Here is a 15,189-nt window from a genome sequence, read left to right on the forward strand (position 1 = left end):
CTAGTGTTCTTCTGAGCACGGCGTGCTTAGGGACACACCGTGCTTATCAATACACGACTCTCTGTTCGGTGCTGGCTACCAGATTTGCTGCTTGCCCAGACGCGGATCGATGTTTTGCTGCCGGCTGATCTGCGGTCTGACTTGGCGAGCGAATTTGGCCAGAATCGCTTTTTGAGTCAATTTATTGCGTTCCGGAATGTTTGCTATTCAACCTCGCATTCTTCGCGTTACACTCATCCCCCAGAATGACGGTTCCATGGAATTTGGCGGCCTGTTTTCACAACCGGATGCACATTTGCTACTTTAGGATTACCAATGCCACGATCAAAAAATGCACGTCGCAGTGCCCGCCTGTCAACGCCCCCCCATCGGTCTTCGCGGCGCCGGTTGTTGCTGCAGCCCTTGGAATCGCGTCGGTTGTTAGTAGGCGACAATGAGATCTCCGAAGCAATCCCTGCCGTGATCGGTGTGAATACAGCGGAAATCGACAACCCGCTGGACGTTGACATGTGGTCCGTTGATCTTTTGGCAGGTCAAACGATTGGTATCGACATCGATTCGATTGATTACGTGGATGCAGCGATACGCGTTTTCGATGGAGCCGGAAACGAATTGGCCGAAGATGACGCTTCGCGTGGACCGGGGCTTGAGTATGGCGATCTCGAAGCATTTTTGACGTTTGAAGCACCAAGTACCGCTACGTATTACGTCGGCGTTTCCAGTTTCAGCAATATCAGCTACGACCCGGTAACTGGATCAGGCGCGACTGCTGGAGACTCGATCGGATTTTACGATTTGATCATCGGAGATGCTCCGGACGAATATCTGTTTATCGTCAATTCAACGGATGACAGCGGCGACACAAATCCCGGCGATGGTTTTGCGGAAGACGCAACCGGTATGACGACGCTGCGGGCAGCCATCGAAGAATCCAATGCGGTCGGTGGTGATGATTCGATTGTCGAAATTGTTTTTGATTTTGAAAATCCCCTCGACGTCTCCAATCCGTTTGCCGTACCTGACCCCACAACGGGCCGGTACATGATTCAGCCAGCGACGCCGCTTCCGGCGATCATGGAGCCCGTGTTTGCTACAGCCTACGGTCTCTTTGCCCTGAATTTTCCTCCCCTTCAAATCGACGGGCTGAACGTTTCGGGTGGCGCGACGGATGGTTTGCGGATCACCGGTGACAGCGTGGGGCTAGAAGGATTTGCGATTTCTAATTTCCCCGGCGATGGAATCGATATCTCGGGGAGTCAGGCATCGACGCTGTTTTCTAACTTGGTGTTTGATAACGGCGCCAACGGCATTCGACTGAATCAGACAGCTGACTCTTCGGTGGAGGGCAACCAAGTGTTGGACAATGGCAAAGCCGGTATCCAAATCGTCGGTGCCACGTCGACGGGCAACGTTTTGGTTGCCAACTCGGTTGGTCAAAATACTTTCGATTCGTTATCCACTCCGGAAGGAAACGGAACCTTTGGAATCCAAATCGCTTCGGCGTTAAACACGCTGATCGCCAATCAAGTCGTTGGCAACCAAAATGTCGGTATCGCGATCACCGATCCCACCGCCGATCTGAATCGGCTGGTCGGCAACTATGTCGGCACTGACTATTCGGGAGCGAATTCTGGCAATTCGTCGTTCGGGATTCTCGTGCGGTCATCCAACAACACAATCGGTGAACCGGGATTTGGAAACACGATTTCCGGGAATGGACGTTCCGGTTTGGTCTTGAGCGGGCCTTCGGCGAATAACAACGTGGTGCAAGGTAATTACATCGGCACCAATGATGACGGCAGTGTCGCGGTGCCTAATTCGGCTTTCGGTATCTTCGTTACCGGCGCGAATAATAACACGATCGGCGGCGCATTCCTTGAAGAAGGCAACGTGGTTTCTGGGAATGGCGGATCCGGTGTCGCGATCGCAACCAATGCCAGCGGAAACGTCGTGGAAGGCAATGCGATCGGTTTGAATGGAAATCGTGATGACGCGCTTCCCAATGGTTCGACTGGGATATTCCTGCGTGCGGGGGCCAACAATACTCAAATCCGTGGAAATTCGATCGCTGGTAACCCGGGGACGCAGCTATTGATCGCGGGGGCGTCGACGACGAACAATGTGGTCGCATCCAACTTGATCGGTTTGGATGATTTCGGGGCTGTCGTTCCCGGTGGCAGCAACGCAATCTTTATCCAGTCGCCTGGAAACACGGTTGGCGGAGCAACCATAAGCGAAGCGAATTTTATCGGTGGCTCAGCCACAGGAATTACACTCTCGCAGCCCAGTGCAAGCAATAACTCCATTGCCAACAACTACATTGGAAGTGATGGCTTTTTTGATTTTGGCATGACCACCGGCATTCGCGTGACAAATGGTGCTCACGAAAACACACTCGGACCAGGAAACTCCATCGGTTTCAATAGTGCTCGAGCGATCCAAGTGACTGGCAGCAACACGGTCGAAAACACGATCACAGAGAACTCCCTGTTCGACAATGGTTTTGGAATCGACCTGTTGCCTCCCGGCAACGCGCTCAACCCCAACGATGCCGGCGATGCTGACACCGGTGCGAATGAGCTTCAAAATTCAGCGACATCGCTTGCGGTAGATGTAACGATCGTTAGTGCTTCGAGTCTAAGCATCAGCATCGATTACTTCGTCGATTCCGATCCGTCGGAAGTTGCCTATCCGCTGCGCGTCGAATTCTTCTCGGCCGTGTTTGATCCGGCCAATCCGGATACGGTGCAGGGTGAGATTTTTGTTGGCTTTGATGAGTTTCAGGCGAGTGATTTCGCTAACGGAGGCACGAACTACACGGTCGTGACCAGTTCGATGACAGGGCTTGCTGGCGTGACGCACGGCACGGCAACCGTCACTGACGCGAATGGAAATACCTCCGAATTTACGACACCTGCGCTCGTCAATGTGCTCAATCCCCCATCCGTCGCTTCGGTTAACAGCAATCCTCTCAATCCACTCGATGTGAATGGACATGATGGAGTCACTCCGCTCGATTTGCTGCTCGTGTTCGATGGGTTGAGCCAACAAGCTGCGGGCGCCCACGGTGAATCGGCTGCATCGTCTGCGATGACCGATACCAATGGCGACGGCAAAACATCACCGGCCGATGCACTGGCTGTGATCAACTACCTCGCCGAACAGGCAGCACCGGTAAGTGCCTCGACTGAAGCACGTTCATTCTTGTCTGATTGGTCCGACGACGATGAAGAAGACGATGCGTTGGAGCCGTGGGACGCCGCGTTGATGGACATTGCGTGGGAAGTGTAAACGCAGGCGGTACAAGCGTTGGCTCCCAATTCGGTGATGCTATCGGATTCACACTGCCCTTTTCACAATGATGCTGCGCCGCACGATAGAATGCGTCCTTCTGGACCACTCAGTTTCTAAGTGAGGCACATCGATGGATCAACGACCGATTGATCAACCGTCTGTTTCCCGACGCCGTTGCATAAAGACGTCACTCGCTGCGGGAGCCGTGATTCCCGCCACGCTATCGTCGCGAGCTTACGCGGCCGGTTCGGACGAAATCAAAGTGGGGTTGATTGGCTGCGGAGGGCGTGGGACCGGTGCGGCCGCGCACGCGATGTCCACTGGCGAAAACGTACGCATCCGAGCGATGGCGGATGCCTTTGATGACCGTCTGGAAAGCAGTCACAGTTCTCTGGCCCGTGGCAAAGCTGGCAAGTCCAAGGTTCAGAAGGGCAACGGATTTGGGGGCTTGCTGGATGTGCCGCGCGATAGGCGTTATGTCGGGCTGGATGCATATCGCCGTATCATCGATTCCGACGTCGACTTGGTGATTTTGACGGGCCCTCCCGGGTATCGGCCATTGCACTTTGAATATGCCGCTAAAGCGGGCAAACATGTGTTCATGGAAAAGCCACTGGCGTCGGATCCGCATGGGGTACGGCGCATTCTTGCAGCGAACGAGATCGCACGCGAGAAAAACTTGAAGGTCGGTGTTGGGCTCCAGCGTCACCATCAAGCGACTTACCAAGAAGCCATTCGGCGGATCCACGCGGGCGAAATTGGCGACGTGGTGTCGATGCGATGTTTTTGGAATGGCGGGCCGCCGGCCAAGTCAGCGATTCCGCGCGAAGACAAAACCGAATTGGAGTACCAAGTTCGCAATTGGTATTTCTTTGATTGGCTCAGTGGCGATCACATTTGTGAACAGCACATCCACAACTTGGATATCTGCAATTGGGTCAAAGGAGTTCATCCGGTTTTGGCGGTCGGAATGGGCGGCAGGCAAGTGCGGACGGATAAACGATTTGGCAATATCTTTGACCACCATGCCGTTGTCTACACGTACGCCGACGGCACCAAAATGCACAGCTACTGTCGTCAAATGCGAGGATGCGAAAATTTGGTTGCCGAGCAAATCGATTGCACCGAAGGAACTGCAGAGCTAGGGACGGGATCGTGTGTGCTAATGGGCCGCGGAAAAGAAGTATGGCGTACCCCACGAAAACGGGGCGACGATTACGTCAGCCCCTATCAAGTCGAATGGAACGAACTGGTCGAGTCAATTTTGACCGACCGTCAACACAACGAAACCGATTACGGCGCAAGCAGTACGATGACCGCGATCATGGGGCGATTGGCCACCTACAGCGGTAAGGAAATCACTTGGGATGAAGCCTTCAATTCGGAGAAGCGTCTTACAACGGATGCTGAATCGTGGGACGCCGACACGCCGATCAAGCCGCTCAGCGACGGATCGTATCGGGTGGCGATTCCCGGAGTCACGAAAGTCGTGTGAGTCCTGTTCTGCAATCACATGTCCGACGGGGAGCCAACTTAGGTTCCTTGGTTGGATGACCGTGTAAACGCAGTCTTTGGCGTGTCGTTTGACTTGGAGCAATTATGAAGCGTCGTGAATTCATCGTTTCGAACGGAGTTGCCGCTTCGGTTGCCGTTCTTGGGACTGCCAGCGCGCAGCCAGCTGCGGACGCATTTACGTTGAGATACGCCCCGCATTTCGCGATGTTTGAAAAGTCCGCCGGAGATGATTTGCTGGATCAATTGCGTTTCGCTGCAAGTCATGGATTTAGGGCTTGGGAAGACAACCCAATGATGGACCGTGATGTCGCGGTGCAGACCGAAATCGCCCGAGAGATGGAGAGGTTGAAAATTGAGATGGGTGTGATCAGTGCGCTGAAAGGAATGTGGAAACAAGTCAATTTCGCGGGGGATGATCAAGATCTGCGAGACGAAGTTTTGTCGCGGATGAAGTCGGTGGTGGAAGTTGCCAAACGAGTCAATGCGACTTACTTGACGGTCGTCTGCGGTCTGTTAGATCCCAAGCTCCCCATTGGTTATCAAACTGCTAACTGCATTGATTTGCTCAAGCGTTGTTGCGACATCGTCCAGCCGCACGGAATGGTGATGGTTCTGGAACCATTGAATCGCAAACGCAACCACCCGGGCGTCTTTTTGTCCGAATCGCCGCACGGCTATTTGATCTGCAAAGCGGTGAATCGAAGTTCTTGCAAATTGCTGTTTGATATCTACCACCAGCAGATCACCGAAGGCAACTTGATTCCTAATCTCGATCGATGCTGGGACGAAATCGCTTACATCCAATGTGCGGACAATCCCGGACGAAAAGAACCTGGTACCGGAGAGATCAACTACGCCAATGTCTTTCAGCATTTGGCCGGGAAAGGATACGACGGAATCATCGGCATGGAGCACAGCAACGCATCCAAAACAATCGCAGGCGAGCAAGCGGTGATTGATGCCTACCACTTGGTCGATCCGGTGAATCGGCCAAGCTAATTGCCTGCGGTGAGTTGTTGGGAATGGAAATGTTTTCGCACTTGAGAAATGCGTTTCGCTGATGCGATGGTGGCACTGTTACCTCGTCTTGGTTTGCCACGCGTTCATCTGGTTTTCACATTGCGACTAGGGGAGGCAAGTTCCCCATTCTGAGTTTTGCAACGGACGTCTCTAGGTGCGTTGCGCCGCGCGAATCTGACTAAAGTGATCTCTGCATCATTTTCTAACACTCTCGCTACGCAATCTAAATAAAGCATCGCTCTAATCCTGGCCGATCGAGCCAACGAGTGGGATTCATTCTGCTAGGCGTGTGGGTCTGTCACATACATGCCGTCGTGCTGGTTTCGATTGAGGTTTAGTTCCTTTTCCGTACCGCTCTACACAAAACGAGAGAGTAAACAGATGCAAAACACACTCGGCTTGGCGTCGCAATCCAAGCGTTCCCAAGAACGCTGCGGCCTGCCAGTGAAGGAGTCCCTTGGCTCCCGAAACGAAGTTGCAAAACGCAACGCGTTTACGTTAGTCGAACTGTTAGTTGTGATCGCGATCATTGGCATTCTCGTCGGTTTGCTTTTGCCGGCTGTTCAGTCCGCACGCGAGGCTGCTCGAAGGATGCAGTGCCAGAATAATATGAAGCAGTTGGGACTGGCCATGCATAACCACATGGCCACCCACGGAGCGTTTCCTCCTGGAAACGTCAACTACGACGAAAGTGGAAACCGATTCAAAACAGGTGGATGGCAACACGGTCAAAACGAATTGGGATGGACTTGGTTGCCAATGTTGTTCCCCTTCATCGAACAACCTGGGCTTTGGCAGCAGGTAAATATTTGCGAAGACGATCGGGCCGATGACCACACATCGAACCCCTGCGACCACTGCGAGTACATGGCGTCCAACAACCACTTCGGACGCGATCAACTGGGAGGTTTTATCAGTTGCCCCTCGGCTCCTGCTCCGGTCACTCAATTCACCGATGGGACCTACGGTCTGGAATCGCTCGCCAAAGGCTGCAACTACGCCGCATCGTGGGGATCTGGAAACATGTTGTCATGGGAATCGTCCGAAACGCGTGGCGCGTTTGGAACGTACTACGTTCACCAAGACAAGATCATCAAGCCTGGCGTAGGAAGCACGGTTGCAGCGGGCGATCGGTTTCAGCAACGCAATGGCATGAAGAGCCGTGATTTTCTGGACGGGCTGAGCAATACGATTGCGCTGAGTGAGATCGTCGCGTCCGACGTGGGCGGCGGCTCATTGCCGGCGACCGACATCCGCGGCGTATGGATGTCGCCAGCGATGGGAGCCAGCATCTTTTCAACTTTCTTGAATCCTAACGCGAAGGAGAAAGACACGTTGGCGGCATGTGACGACACGATTACCGGAATCAATCAGCCCTACATGGAATGTTTGCAAGTGCGTGATACGGCGGATGTTTACGCCGCGTCGCGAAGCCATCACGTGGGCGGCGTCAATACGCTTATGGCTGACGGCTCTGTTCGGTTTGTGTCCGAATCGGTCGACAACATTAGCATCTGGCAACCGATGGGCACCGCGCAGAACAGTGAGGTCATCACCATCGAATGACCCGCGGAGGATTCGATTCCGACGGTTTCAGCGAAAGTGTTTTGTCGCTTTCGCCCCATTCGATTTCAACGCTCAACTACAAAGCTTTATCATTTAACTACAAAGCAATTCAATGAAAAAAATCAATCTAACCGCAGAGCTACTCTTCGTCTTGTTGCCAGTTTTGGCTTGTGTCACCGGCTGTGGATCATCTGAGGCCCTGACATCCACGGATCAACAGAACGCCTACGCACGCGTCACGGGACTTGGAGATGTCGCGTCGGACGAGTCTGCGTTTTCCGAAGCATTTGTGCCGGGAAGCCTGCCTGAAAATCGCAAGGACTACACAAAGTTCGGCTACGACATTGGCGGTGTGGCGACATTCGAGGGCGATACAGCCGTGATTCCAGTTACGATTTTTGGCGGCGTCTACGATTCGGCTCAAGGCGATCGTGCGGGAAGAAAGCCATCCAGTCAAAGTGAGATTCACAAAAAGTGGACGCTCCAACAGGTCGATGGGGATTGGAAAATCAAGGACGCGCCGTTGACTTAGTGCGGCGGATAGGACGACAGGCGGACCAGAGCAAATCGTTCTGGAATCCGCCGTCGGGTTGCGTTTTCATTTGCGGAAGAGCAAACCCCTCCGTTCCGTGTGCTTTCGAGGCAACACTTGTTAGGTGGACCGCCGAAATGCTTCGCGGGGCTGCTAATCAGATAGTTTTGTGGCCGCAGCAGGGATGCTCTTTGGGTGTCGTGCTGCGTCCTTCGTTTAACTCACCTCAGAGCAGACCCTCGCTTGTGAATCAAAAGTCTTTCTTGGGAACTTGCATTGTGGTTTTGTTTAGCTCATTGGGCGGCATGGTGTATTTAACCAGCCCACGTATCTCAGTAGTGTCAAGCAGGTCGTCCCGTTCTTCGGTGCAAACGATCGAACGTTCTAATCGGTACGCTGAATCGAATCCGGGCACTCCACTTGCAGGACCTACGCTGCAAACGAAGCAACGGACGGAGCAGTGGAATCAGTTCATTCCCGCTCAGTTTGCGGGCGATCAGGCATGCAAGTCGTGTCATCCGATGCAGTTCGAAGCCCATCAACGGTCAGGGCATTCACATACTCTGACGCCGATGGGAGCCACCGAATTTGCGAAAGAGCTTACAAGCCAAGGTACCTATCAGGATTCGCGTCGCAGTCAAACTTTTCGATTCAAGATTTACGAAGGCAAGTTCCGCATGCTCCACGCTCATCAAACCATTGGCGTCAATTGGTTGGTCGGATCAGGTCAGCATGCACAAACGCCAATTGCGACGAATTCAGCGGGCACAGAAGGCGTTGAGATTCGCTTAAGTGCATTCGGCACGGACCGCACGATTGGGTTGACACCCCATCACGATCGCTTCGATTCATTCCGGGCGGCTAGTGAGGAGTGTTTTGGGCGTCCGATGGACGTCGCCGACGTGCGATCATGCTTGGGATGTCATTCGACGGTGATTCCGCCCAAGGAATTGCCGCTTGATTCGGCTGTCATGATTTCCAATGTGGGATGCGAACGGTGTCATGGTCCGCGCAAATCGCATGCGATATTGGCAAAATCCGGACGGGCCGACGAGGTCAAACCGATGATCGGTTGGGAGGATCCCGAGCAATACATGCGGACATGCAGTGCGTGTCACCGCGACGAGACGACGGTGCGTGCCGAAACACCCGAGAGTGACCGAGTGCGTTTTCAGCCTTACGGTTTAAAGCGAAGCAAGTGCTATCTTGAATCCGAGACTCCCATAACTTGTTCGACTTGCCACGATCCGCACGATGCTGTTTCTTTGGATCGGGACGTCTATGTGGCTCAGTGCCAAGAGTGTCATCAGCCAACTTCGTCGGCGCGATGCACTTCGCGGCCGCGCGGGGACTGCGTCGAATGCCATATGCCAAGAGTCCAATGGACGGGTGAGATTGCTTTTCACGATCACTACATTCGCGTCCATGACGCGGGCGATGACGCAGAGGATCCTAGTCGTATCGTCCAATCAGCGGACGCCAGTCCAGCGAGGCAGCCATGACAGTTGCAGCGATTCAATCGCATCCTGCTGAACCAAAGAATAAGACACGGCAGCCAAGCCGTCAGCAGCGGGATCAAGCCATAGGAACACGCCAAGTTTCTACGACGATCGATTCGTCGGCAGCAACGGGAGCCGATCCATCGGTGACACAGAAATCGAAAGGTGGCTATTTGTTTTCGCCACTAATTGATTGGTTGTTCGTCGCCAATGTTTTGTGGCCTTTGGTCTTGCTGGTCGATTGGGCGGGCGGAATGGATGCGCACGAAGGAATGCTGTTCTGGCAAATCTTTTTTGTCACGGCGCCCCATCGCTGGATCACGATTGTCTTGGTGTCCGTCGATCACCATCGGTCCCAAGATCGGCGGTGGTTGTTTGCTTCGCTTGCGTTGGTGATTCTGGGGGCCTGTTTGGTCGTCCAATTTGGGACCGGATCACTTCTGTGTCTCGGTTTGATCGACTACGTGTGGAATGCTTGGCATTTCTCTTCGCAGCACCACGGGATTTTTCGCATTTATCAGCGTAAGGGGACGTTCCGCGAATCAAAGCTGGCGGGCTTGCTGCGAAAGGCTCTCTTCCGTGGTTTTATGCTCTACGTGATCGCAAGAGTCGCCGGCTTCGGTTGGAGCGATGGCGAGGGAATGGTCGATTCGTCGATAGCCGGTTTTGCCGGCGATACGTCGGCCGGTCAAATCAACGCCGTATCTGCGTTTGCCTCAGTCGATCTGTTGATGTTGGCGATTCCGTCTTATTTTGTCGTCACAGAGTTGGCACGACTTTGTGTGGCCAGAACGGCCAAAGTTGCCAGCGTAGTTTATTTGATCAGCGTGATGACTCTCTTTACGTCAATGCTGATGGCGGCGCACTTTCAAAATTCACATTTGGTCATTCAGTTGGCTGTCGCCTCCGCAATTTTTCATTCGATGGAATACATGTCGATCGTGACGTGGACCGTTCGCAAGCCCGTTGCATCGCCCAAGGAAAATCCTCTCAGCCAATTGTCGCAGGCTTGGTTTTTGTTCCTGTGCTTCTTTGTGGTTGTAATCGGAGTGGGCAATTACATTCTGTCGCTTGGATTCGTTGAGTGGTGGGTGACAATCAACCTGATTGTTGCTTTTTGGCATTACTGTTTTGACGGGATCATTTGGAAACGTGGCCCAAAGCCAGGTGGAACCCCAGTGCCTACGAGTGGAACATGACGGCGGTTATTGGGCCTAGCACATCACGTCAAAGTCTTGTCCGGCTCGCAATGTTGGCTGCCTGTGTGGTCTTTGGTGCGGGCTATTGGGGGCTGGATTTCGGCGATGGCGAATTGAAGATCTTCGGTCGTTGGGATGTGCTAGCAGTCTGCACGCTGTCAGCTTTGCCGATCGCAGTGTTGATTGCTGGGCAAGTTGCTAGGCAATCTAAAGTGGTTCGCGGTATTGCGGGTGGCTTGTCGGCGATTGCGATTGTGTTGTGCGTTTACGCGGATGGTGATGCGGGAGCTTTATTGAGTGCGAGTCGCTTGAGCGTCTCTGCGTTTCATGGACTCCTGGCCGTTGCAGCGACAACGCTTGTCATTTCAGTCTTATCGGTTGTTCGTATCGGTAAAGACCGCGAATTGGGTTTGTCCTGTTCGCGCAGAGTCGGGCTTTTATTTGCCGTGATGGCGGTTGCCTTGCCGAGCGTCTACACGGACTCGGTATCCAAAACGATGACGAACCAATTGAATCGGGCTTTGTCAAATCAACGTACCGTAAAAGCAGCTGCCTACGCTAGAAAGTTGCGGCACCTCCGTCCGAGAGCCCGCATCGGCGACGTGGCGATTGCGACATTGATTGAATCATTGCAGAGTCGCATTGCTGATCTGGAAGCGGTTGCTAGTCGCTCATTGTCACCGCGTTCGCCGGCTTCATCGCTTGCAAACCGTGTGACAGCCCTGGTTCAGTTGGAGCATCTTGATGAAGCCCTGATCGCCATCCGGCCTTTGCTTTCAGGGGACAAGTTTCATCCAGCGAGCTTTGATTTCTATGGTCTTTGTTTTCAACGTCTGGGTGATCCGGGGCAAAGTCTGATTGGTTATCAGATGGCGATTCAGTTCTGGGCAGATCAACCCGATTCGATTCAGAAACGTCAAAGTCTGGAGAGTGCTTGGAAAGGTGTTGCCTTTGCCGCACGTCAGCTAAGTAACCGAAGGATGGAAGAGCGAGCGTTTCACGAACTGCTGGCTGTTGCTCCGGCCGCGTCCAATCACCTTTTACTGGCTCAGTGTTACAAGGAACACCAGAAGATGGCATTGGCCGTCAAGCACGCAAAGCAAGCCGCTGCGATGGATCCGGCATTGCAGCCTCGCCTGGAGGCGATTTCGGCTTCGATTGCCCGGGACCACTTGGGATGTCTGGGCGGCGTGAAGTAGAGGCCCACGCTCAGACGCTTGATGCGAGGAATCAGTGTCGGCTGTTTTGATGCTCGCCGCGTTCAAAGACGACGTGTGCGCGACCAACCAGTAGCGGATCGACGGGGCCAATCGTTTCAATCGATTTGCCGGTGTACGGCAGCGAATGCAAAACGTATCGCATCGCATTGAGCCTCGCACGTTTCTTGCAGTCGGATTTGACGACCGTCCAAGGCGCGTCGGCGGTGTCGGTGTAGAAGAACATCGCTTCTTTTGCGCGAGTGTATTCCTCCCATTTGTCCAACGATGCCATGTCGACGGGCGAGAGTTTCCATTGTTTCAAAGGATGTTTCTCGCGTTCTTTGAATCTCCGCCGTTGTTCTTTGCGACTGACCGAGAACCAATATTTGATCATGTGAATGCCGCTGCGAGTCAGATTGCGTTCGAACTCGGGAGCTTGACGTACAAATTCGTTGTATTCGTCCGTGTCGCAAAATCCCATCACACGTTCAACACCGGCGCGGTTGTACCAAGACCGATCGAATAGTGTGATCTCGCCAGCGGTTGGTAGATGTTCGACGTAACGTTGGAAATACCATTGGCCGCGTTCGCTGTCGGTCGGCTTGTCCAACGCGATCACGCGTGCACCGCGCGGGTTCAAGTGTTCCATGAACCGCTTGATTGTGCCGCCTTTGCCAGCCGCATCGCGGCCTTCAAACAAGATCACTAGTTTCTGGCCTGTCGCTCGAACCCACTGTTGCAGTTTCAGCAATTCGACTTGCAGATGGTACTTCTGTTTTTCGTAGCTCTTGCGCGTCATCAAGTTTTTGTACGGGTATCCACCTTGTCGCCAGCGTGATGAGAGCACATCGTCTGGGCGCTGGGCTACCGACGGCAGGGCCATGCTGGGATTCTCCAACAGAGCCTGCCGCAGTGCTGCGGCATCATCGATCGAAGTGCCGTCCAAGATGGCTTTCAGAACTTGCGTTAGCGTGTCAACGTCGTGAGGTGGCACCTCTTTGATGATATCTCTGACCGCGTTGATTTTTGACTCTTGCGCGGCACTGATCGATTCGTCGACGACATACTTTTCGGTGGCCGAGGAGCTCGAAGTCGGAACGGTGTCGCCCAACGCTACCGCGCGCGGTTTCTTGACAGTCGCGGTTTGTTTCCCGTTGCGAGCTGACGCAGCGCTAGATCTTCTTGGGCCATCCCCCGCTTGCTTGGTACCGGGAGACTTTTTGCTTGTTCGCGACGATTTTGTTTTCTTCTTTGATGCCATGGTTCCCAAGTATAGAACCGGCACAACGAGAGTCCAATCGCATTTGAGCGGTCATTTGATTTTCGCGACCGTAGTGTGTCGCAGTGGCACAGTGTCAGCCAGAAAACTGGGGCTACTGCGGGTTTTTTGTCACCAGGTAGCTGCGATTTCCTCGGGTGACATAGATTGCATCTTCGTCGAGTCGCTGACAATTTTCGACCAAGAATTCGATCAGCCGATCAAACTCGGCTTCGTTGTTGAAAGAAACTTCGAATCGCTCCATTACATCATGAGCCATCTCGTTGTCTTGGTCGATCCAATAACCTTTCACCGGCGTGGGAGCTTGGGTGTAGGCCCGATAGCGGTGCATCAGGAATTCGTGGATGGTCGACCGAGCCGTTTGCGTACCATGATAAAAACGCGGGTCGTCCAATTTGTGCGAGGGAATGTAGAACACGGTCATGGTTCCCAAAGCCAGAATGTGCGGGGAATTCTTGGTGCCCACGGGAAGGCTCCTTCGGTAAGAATGAAAAGGAAATGGGTAATCAGAGCGATTTTTGCACGCTTTGCCCACCCGGCCGGGCACTGAGTAAATAGTCAACGTTAGAATTTCGACTTTGACTGAGGGACGACTACCAAAACTGTTTCAGGAATCTGTGAATGTGCGACCTTGAGCTTGAACGAACTTCGCAAACCGTGCTTGACCTTGCCGATCACATGAATCGTTTGCGTGAAGACGCGGTGACGTTTCGCGATTCGTTTGCGACCGGCGATCGCGGCTATTTCAGCCCGACGGAAGACGAACAGGTCACGCATCTTTGGGTTTCGTACCACCAGGCCAGAAATGCACTCCTGCAAGTGATCGATTCGATTCGGAGTAGCGTTGGAGAACCGACACAGGAGACGGCGGGTGAGTTTCTTGCGGCTTATGCGGCATCTGTTGTGCTGGTCGATGCAGCACGCACACTGCGAGATTTGTTTGGTGATGACGTAATCGTTCGGCGAAAGCTGAACGAGTCGTTTGATCTGTTTGGCATCGCCGAAGGCAGTTTTGACGCGGTCCAAATGTCACTGACGAATTTTTCCAATGCAATCGGGATCAAACGGGGTAATCGATTTTTTGATGAACATCTGACCGATCTGCATAAACTGGCTGACACGAATGAAACGTATCAGAAGCTATTGGGAGTCATCGATTTCATCGGTGAGAAGACTCGCGTAGAACATCGCAGTTACATCAGAGCACGCGCCCGCGATCGCACGAAACATGTCGTCGACAAAGTGATTCAATCGGGATTGGTTCGTGCTGTGTATGCAATCCAGGAATGGGGCGGCCGTGTGGTGGGCCGTGTGAGTACGTCGCTTTCGCATGTGCCGCGAATCCCGCTGGGCATCTGTGATGGAATTCGCGGCCTAATTCAGCCGGGCGATGTATTTGTGACGCGAAAAACTTACGCAGCGACTAACTACTTCCTGCCCGGTTACTGGCCTCATGCGGTGTTCTACATCGGCGGTGACGAAGTCGTCGAAGCACAGGCGGACGGAGTCCGTCGTCGGACGCTTGATTCGCCATTTTCAAACGATGCAATCGTTGTGATTCGGCCAAAGTTAGACAAGTTGTTGTGTGCGGAAGCGGTTTCGCGAGCGACTTCGCATGTTGGCAAGCCGTACGACTTTGATTTCGATTTTACGCGAGGCGATCGGCTGGTTTGCACAGAGGTCGTCTATCGAAGTTTGGAAGGTCTGGGGGGGACGCAGTTTGTGCTGTCACGTCGAGCCGGTCGCGAAACACTTTCGGCGGAAGACCTGCTGAGGATGGCGATTTCGGGAGAGCGGTTTGAACAAGTCGCCGTTTTCTGCCCCGACCATGATGAGGGATTGCTCGTTGGCGCCGAAATGGATCGTATTCTTCGTGCGACGGTGGCCTGCGACTGAACAGCACAGAATTGCTGGTCAGAGCTTGCTGAGAAACCGGCGTTAAAGCGAAACGCTTTTGACGTCGTAGATTTGAATCGTCCCCGCGGAGTCCCTGCATGGAAGCGGAGTCACTGCACGGAATCCGTGCAGCACGCAATCTGTTATCATCCCGTTTGGTTTTGGTTCTGTCCGAAGTTTTCTGGAATGC

General features: G+C 53.4%; 11 protein-coding genes. 9 read left to right on the top strand and 2 right to left on the bottom strand.

What is annotated here, in order from left to right; genetic code table 11:
- The first annotated feature begins 315 nt into the window (after positions 1 to 315).
- The 8 genes from K239x_RS07925 (at position 316) to K239x_RS07960 (ending at position 11,824) form a co-directional block, all read left to right on the top strand.
- A complete protein-coding gene (locus K239x_RS07925) occupies positions 316 to 3,291 on the top strand; it encodes a right-handed parallel beta-helix repeat-containing protein (protein ID WP_145417311.1) in 2,976 nt (991 codons plus the stop codon).
- 133 nt (positions 3,292 to 3,424) lie between these two features.
- Positions 3,425 to 4,789: a Gfo/Idh/MocA family protein gene (locus tag K239x_RS07930; protein WP_145417312.1), complete on the top strand. Its 1,365-nt coding sequence runs from the start codon at positions 3,425 to 3,427 to the stop codon at positions 4,787 to 4,789.
- A 104-nt stretch (positions 4,790 to 4,893) separates the two neighbouring features.
- The gene (locus K239x_RS07935) at positions 4,894 to 5,808 is read left to right on the top strand and encodes a hydroxypyruvate isomerase family protein (protein WP_145417313.1); all 915 of its coding nucleotides are present in this window, start codon (positions 4,894 to 4,896) and stop codon (positions 5,806 to 5,808) included.
- Between the two features lie 402 nt (positions 5,809 to 6,210).
- The gene (locus tag K239x_RS07940) at positions 6,211 to 7,395 is read left to right on the top strand and encodes a DUF1559 domain-containing protein (protein WP_145417314.1); all 1,185 of its coding nucleotides are present in this window, start codon (positions 6,211 to 6,213) and stop codon (positions 7,393 to 7,395) included.
- Between the two features lie 112 nt (positions 7,396 to 7,507).
- Positions 7,508 to 7,927, top strand: a complete 420-nt coding sequence (locus K239x_RS07945) for a hypothetical protein (protein ID WP_145417315.1) — start codon at positions 7,508 to 7,510, stop codon at positions 7,925 to 7,927.
- A 572-nt stretch (positions 7,928 to 8,499) separates the two neighbouring features.
- Positions 8,500 to 9,429: a multiheme c-type cytochrome gene (locus K239x_RS07950; protein ID WP_145417316.1), complete on the top strand. Its 930-nt coding sequence runs from the start codon at positions 8,500 to 8,502 to the stop codon at positions 9,427 to 9,429.
- The gene (locus tag K239x_RS07955; RefSeq protein ID WP_419189808.1) at positions 9,426 to 10,625 is read left to right on the top strand and encodes a hypothetical protein; all 1,200 of its coding nucleotides are present in this window, start codon (positions 9,426 to 9,428) and stop codon (positions 10,623 to 10,625) included. Before K239x_RS07950 ends, K239x_RS07955 begins: the two co-directional genes overlap by 4 nt.
- Positions 10,622 to 11,824, top strand: coding sequence for a tetratricopeptide repeat protein (locus K239x_RS07960; RefSeq protein WP_145417317.1), 1,203 nt, complete (start codon positions 10,622 to 10,624; stop codon positions 11,822 to 11,824). Before K239x_RS07955 ends, K239x_RS07960 begins: the two co-directional genes overlap by 4 nt.
- A gap of 31 nt (positions 11,825 to 11,855) precedes the next feature.
- Here K239x_RS07960 and ppk2 read toward each other — a convergent pair whose 3' ends face one another.
- Together ppk2 and K239x_RS07970 are read right to left on the bottom strand one after the other, a co-directional pair.
- Complete coding sequence (ppk2, locus tag K239x_RS07965) at positions 11,856 to 13,109, bottom strand: polyphosphate kinase 2 (protein WP_473163572.1); 1,254 nt, start codon at positions 13,107 to 13,109, stop codon at positions 11,856 to 11,858.
- An 88-nt stretch (positions 13,110 to 13,197) separates the two neighbouring features.
- A complete protein-coding gene (locus K239x_RS07970; RefSeq protein WP_145417319.1) occupies positions 13,198 to 13,569 on the bottom strand; it encodes a hypothetical protein in 372 nt (123 codons plus the stop codon).
- Positions 13,570 to 13,724: 155 nt separating this feature from the next.
- Between K239x_RS07970 and K239x_RS07975 the strand changes: the two genes are divergently transcribed.
- Entirely contained in the window at positions 13,725 to 14,999 is a 1,275-nt protein-coding gene (locus K239x_RS07975) for a YiiX/YebB-like N1pC/P60 family cysteine hydrolase (protein ID WP_145417320.1), read from the top strand.
- Positions 15,000 to 15,189 lie beyond the last annotated feature (190 nt).

The sequence above is a fragment of the Stieleria marina genome (assembly GCA_007741555.1).
Taxonomy (GTDB): Bacteria; Planctomycetota; Planctomycetia; order Pirellulales; family Pirellulaceae; genus K23-9.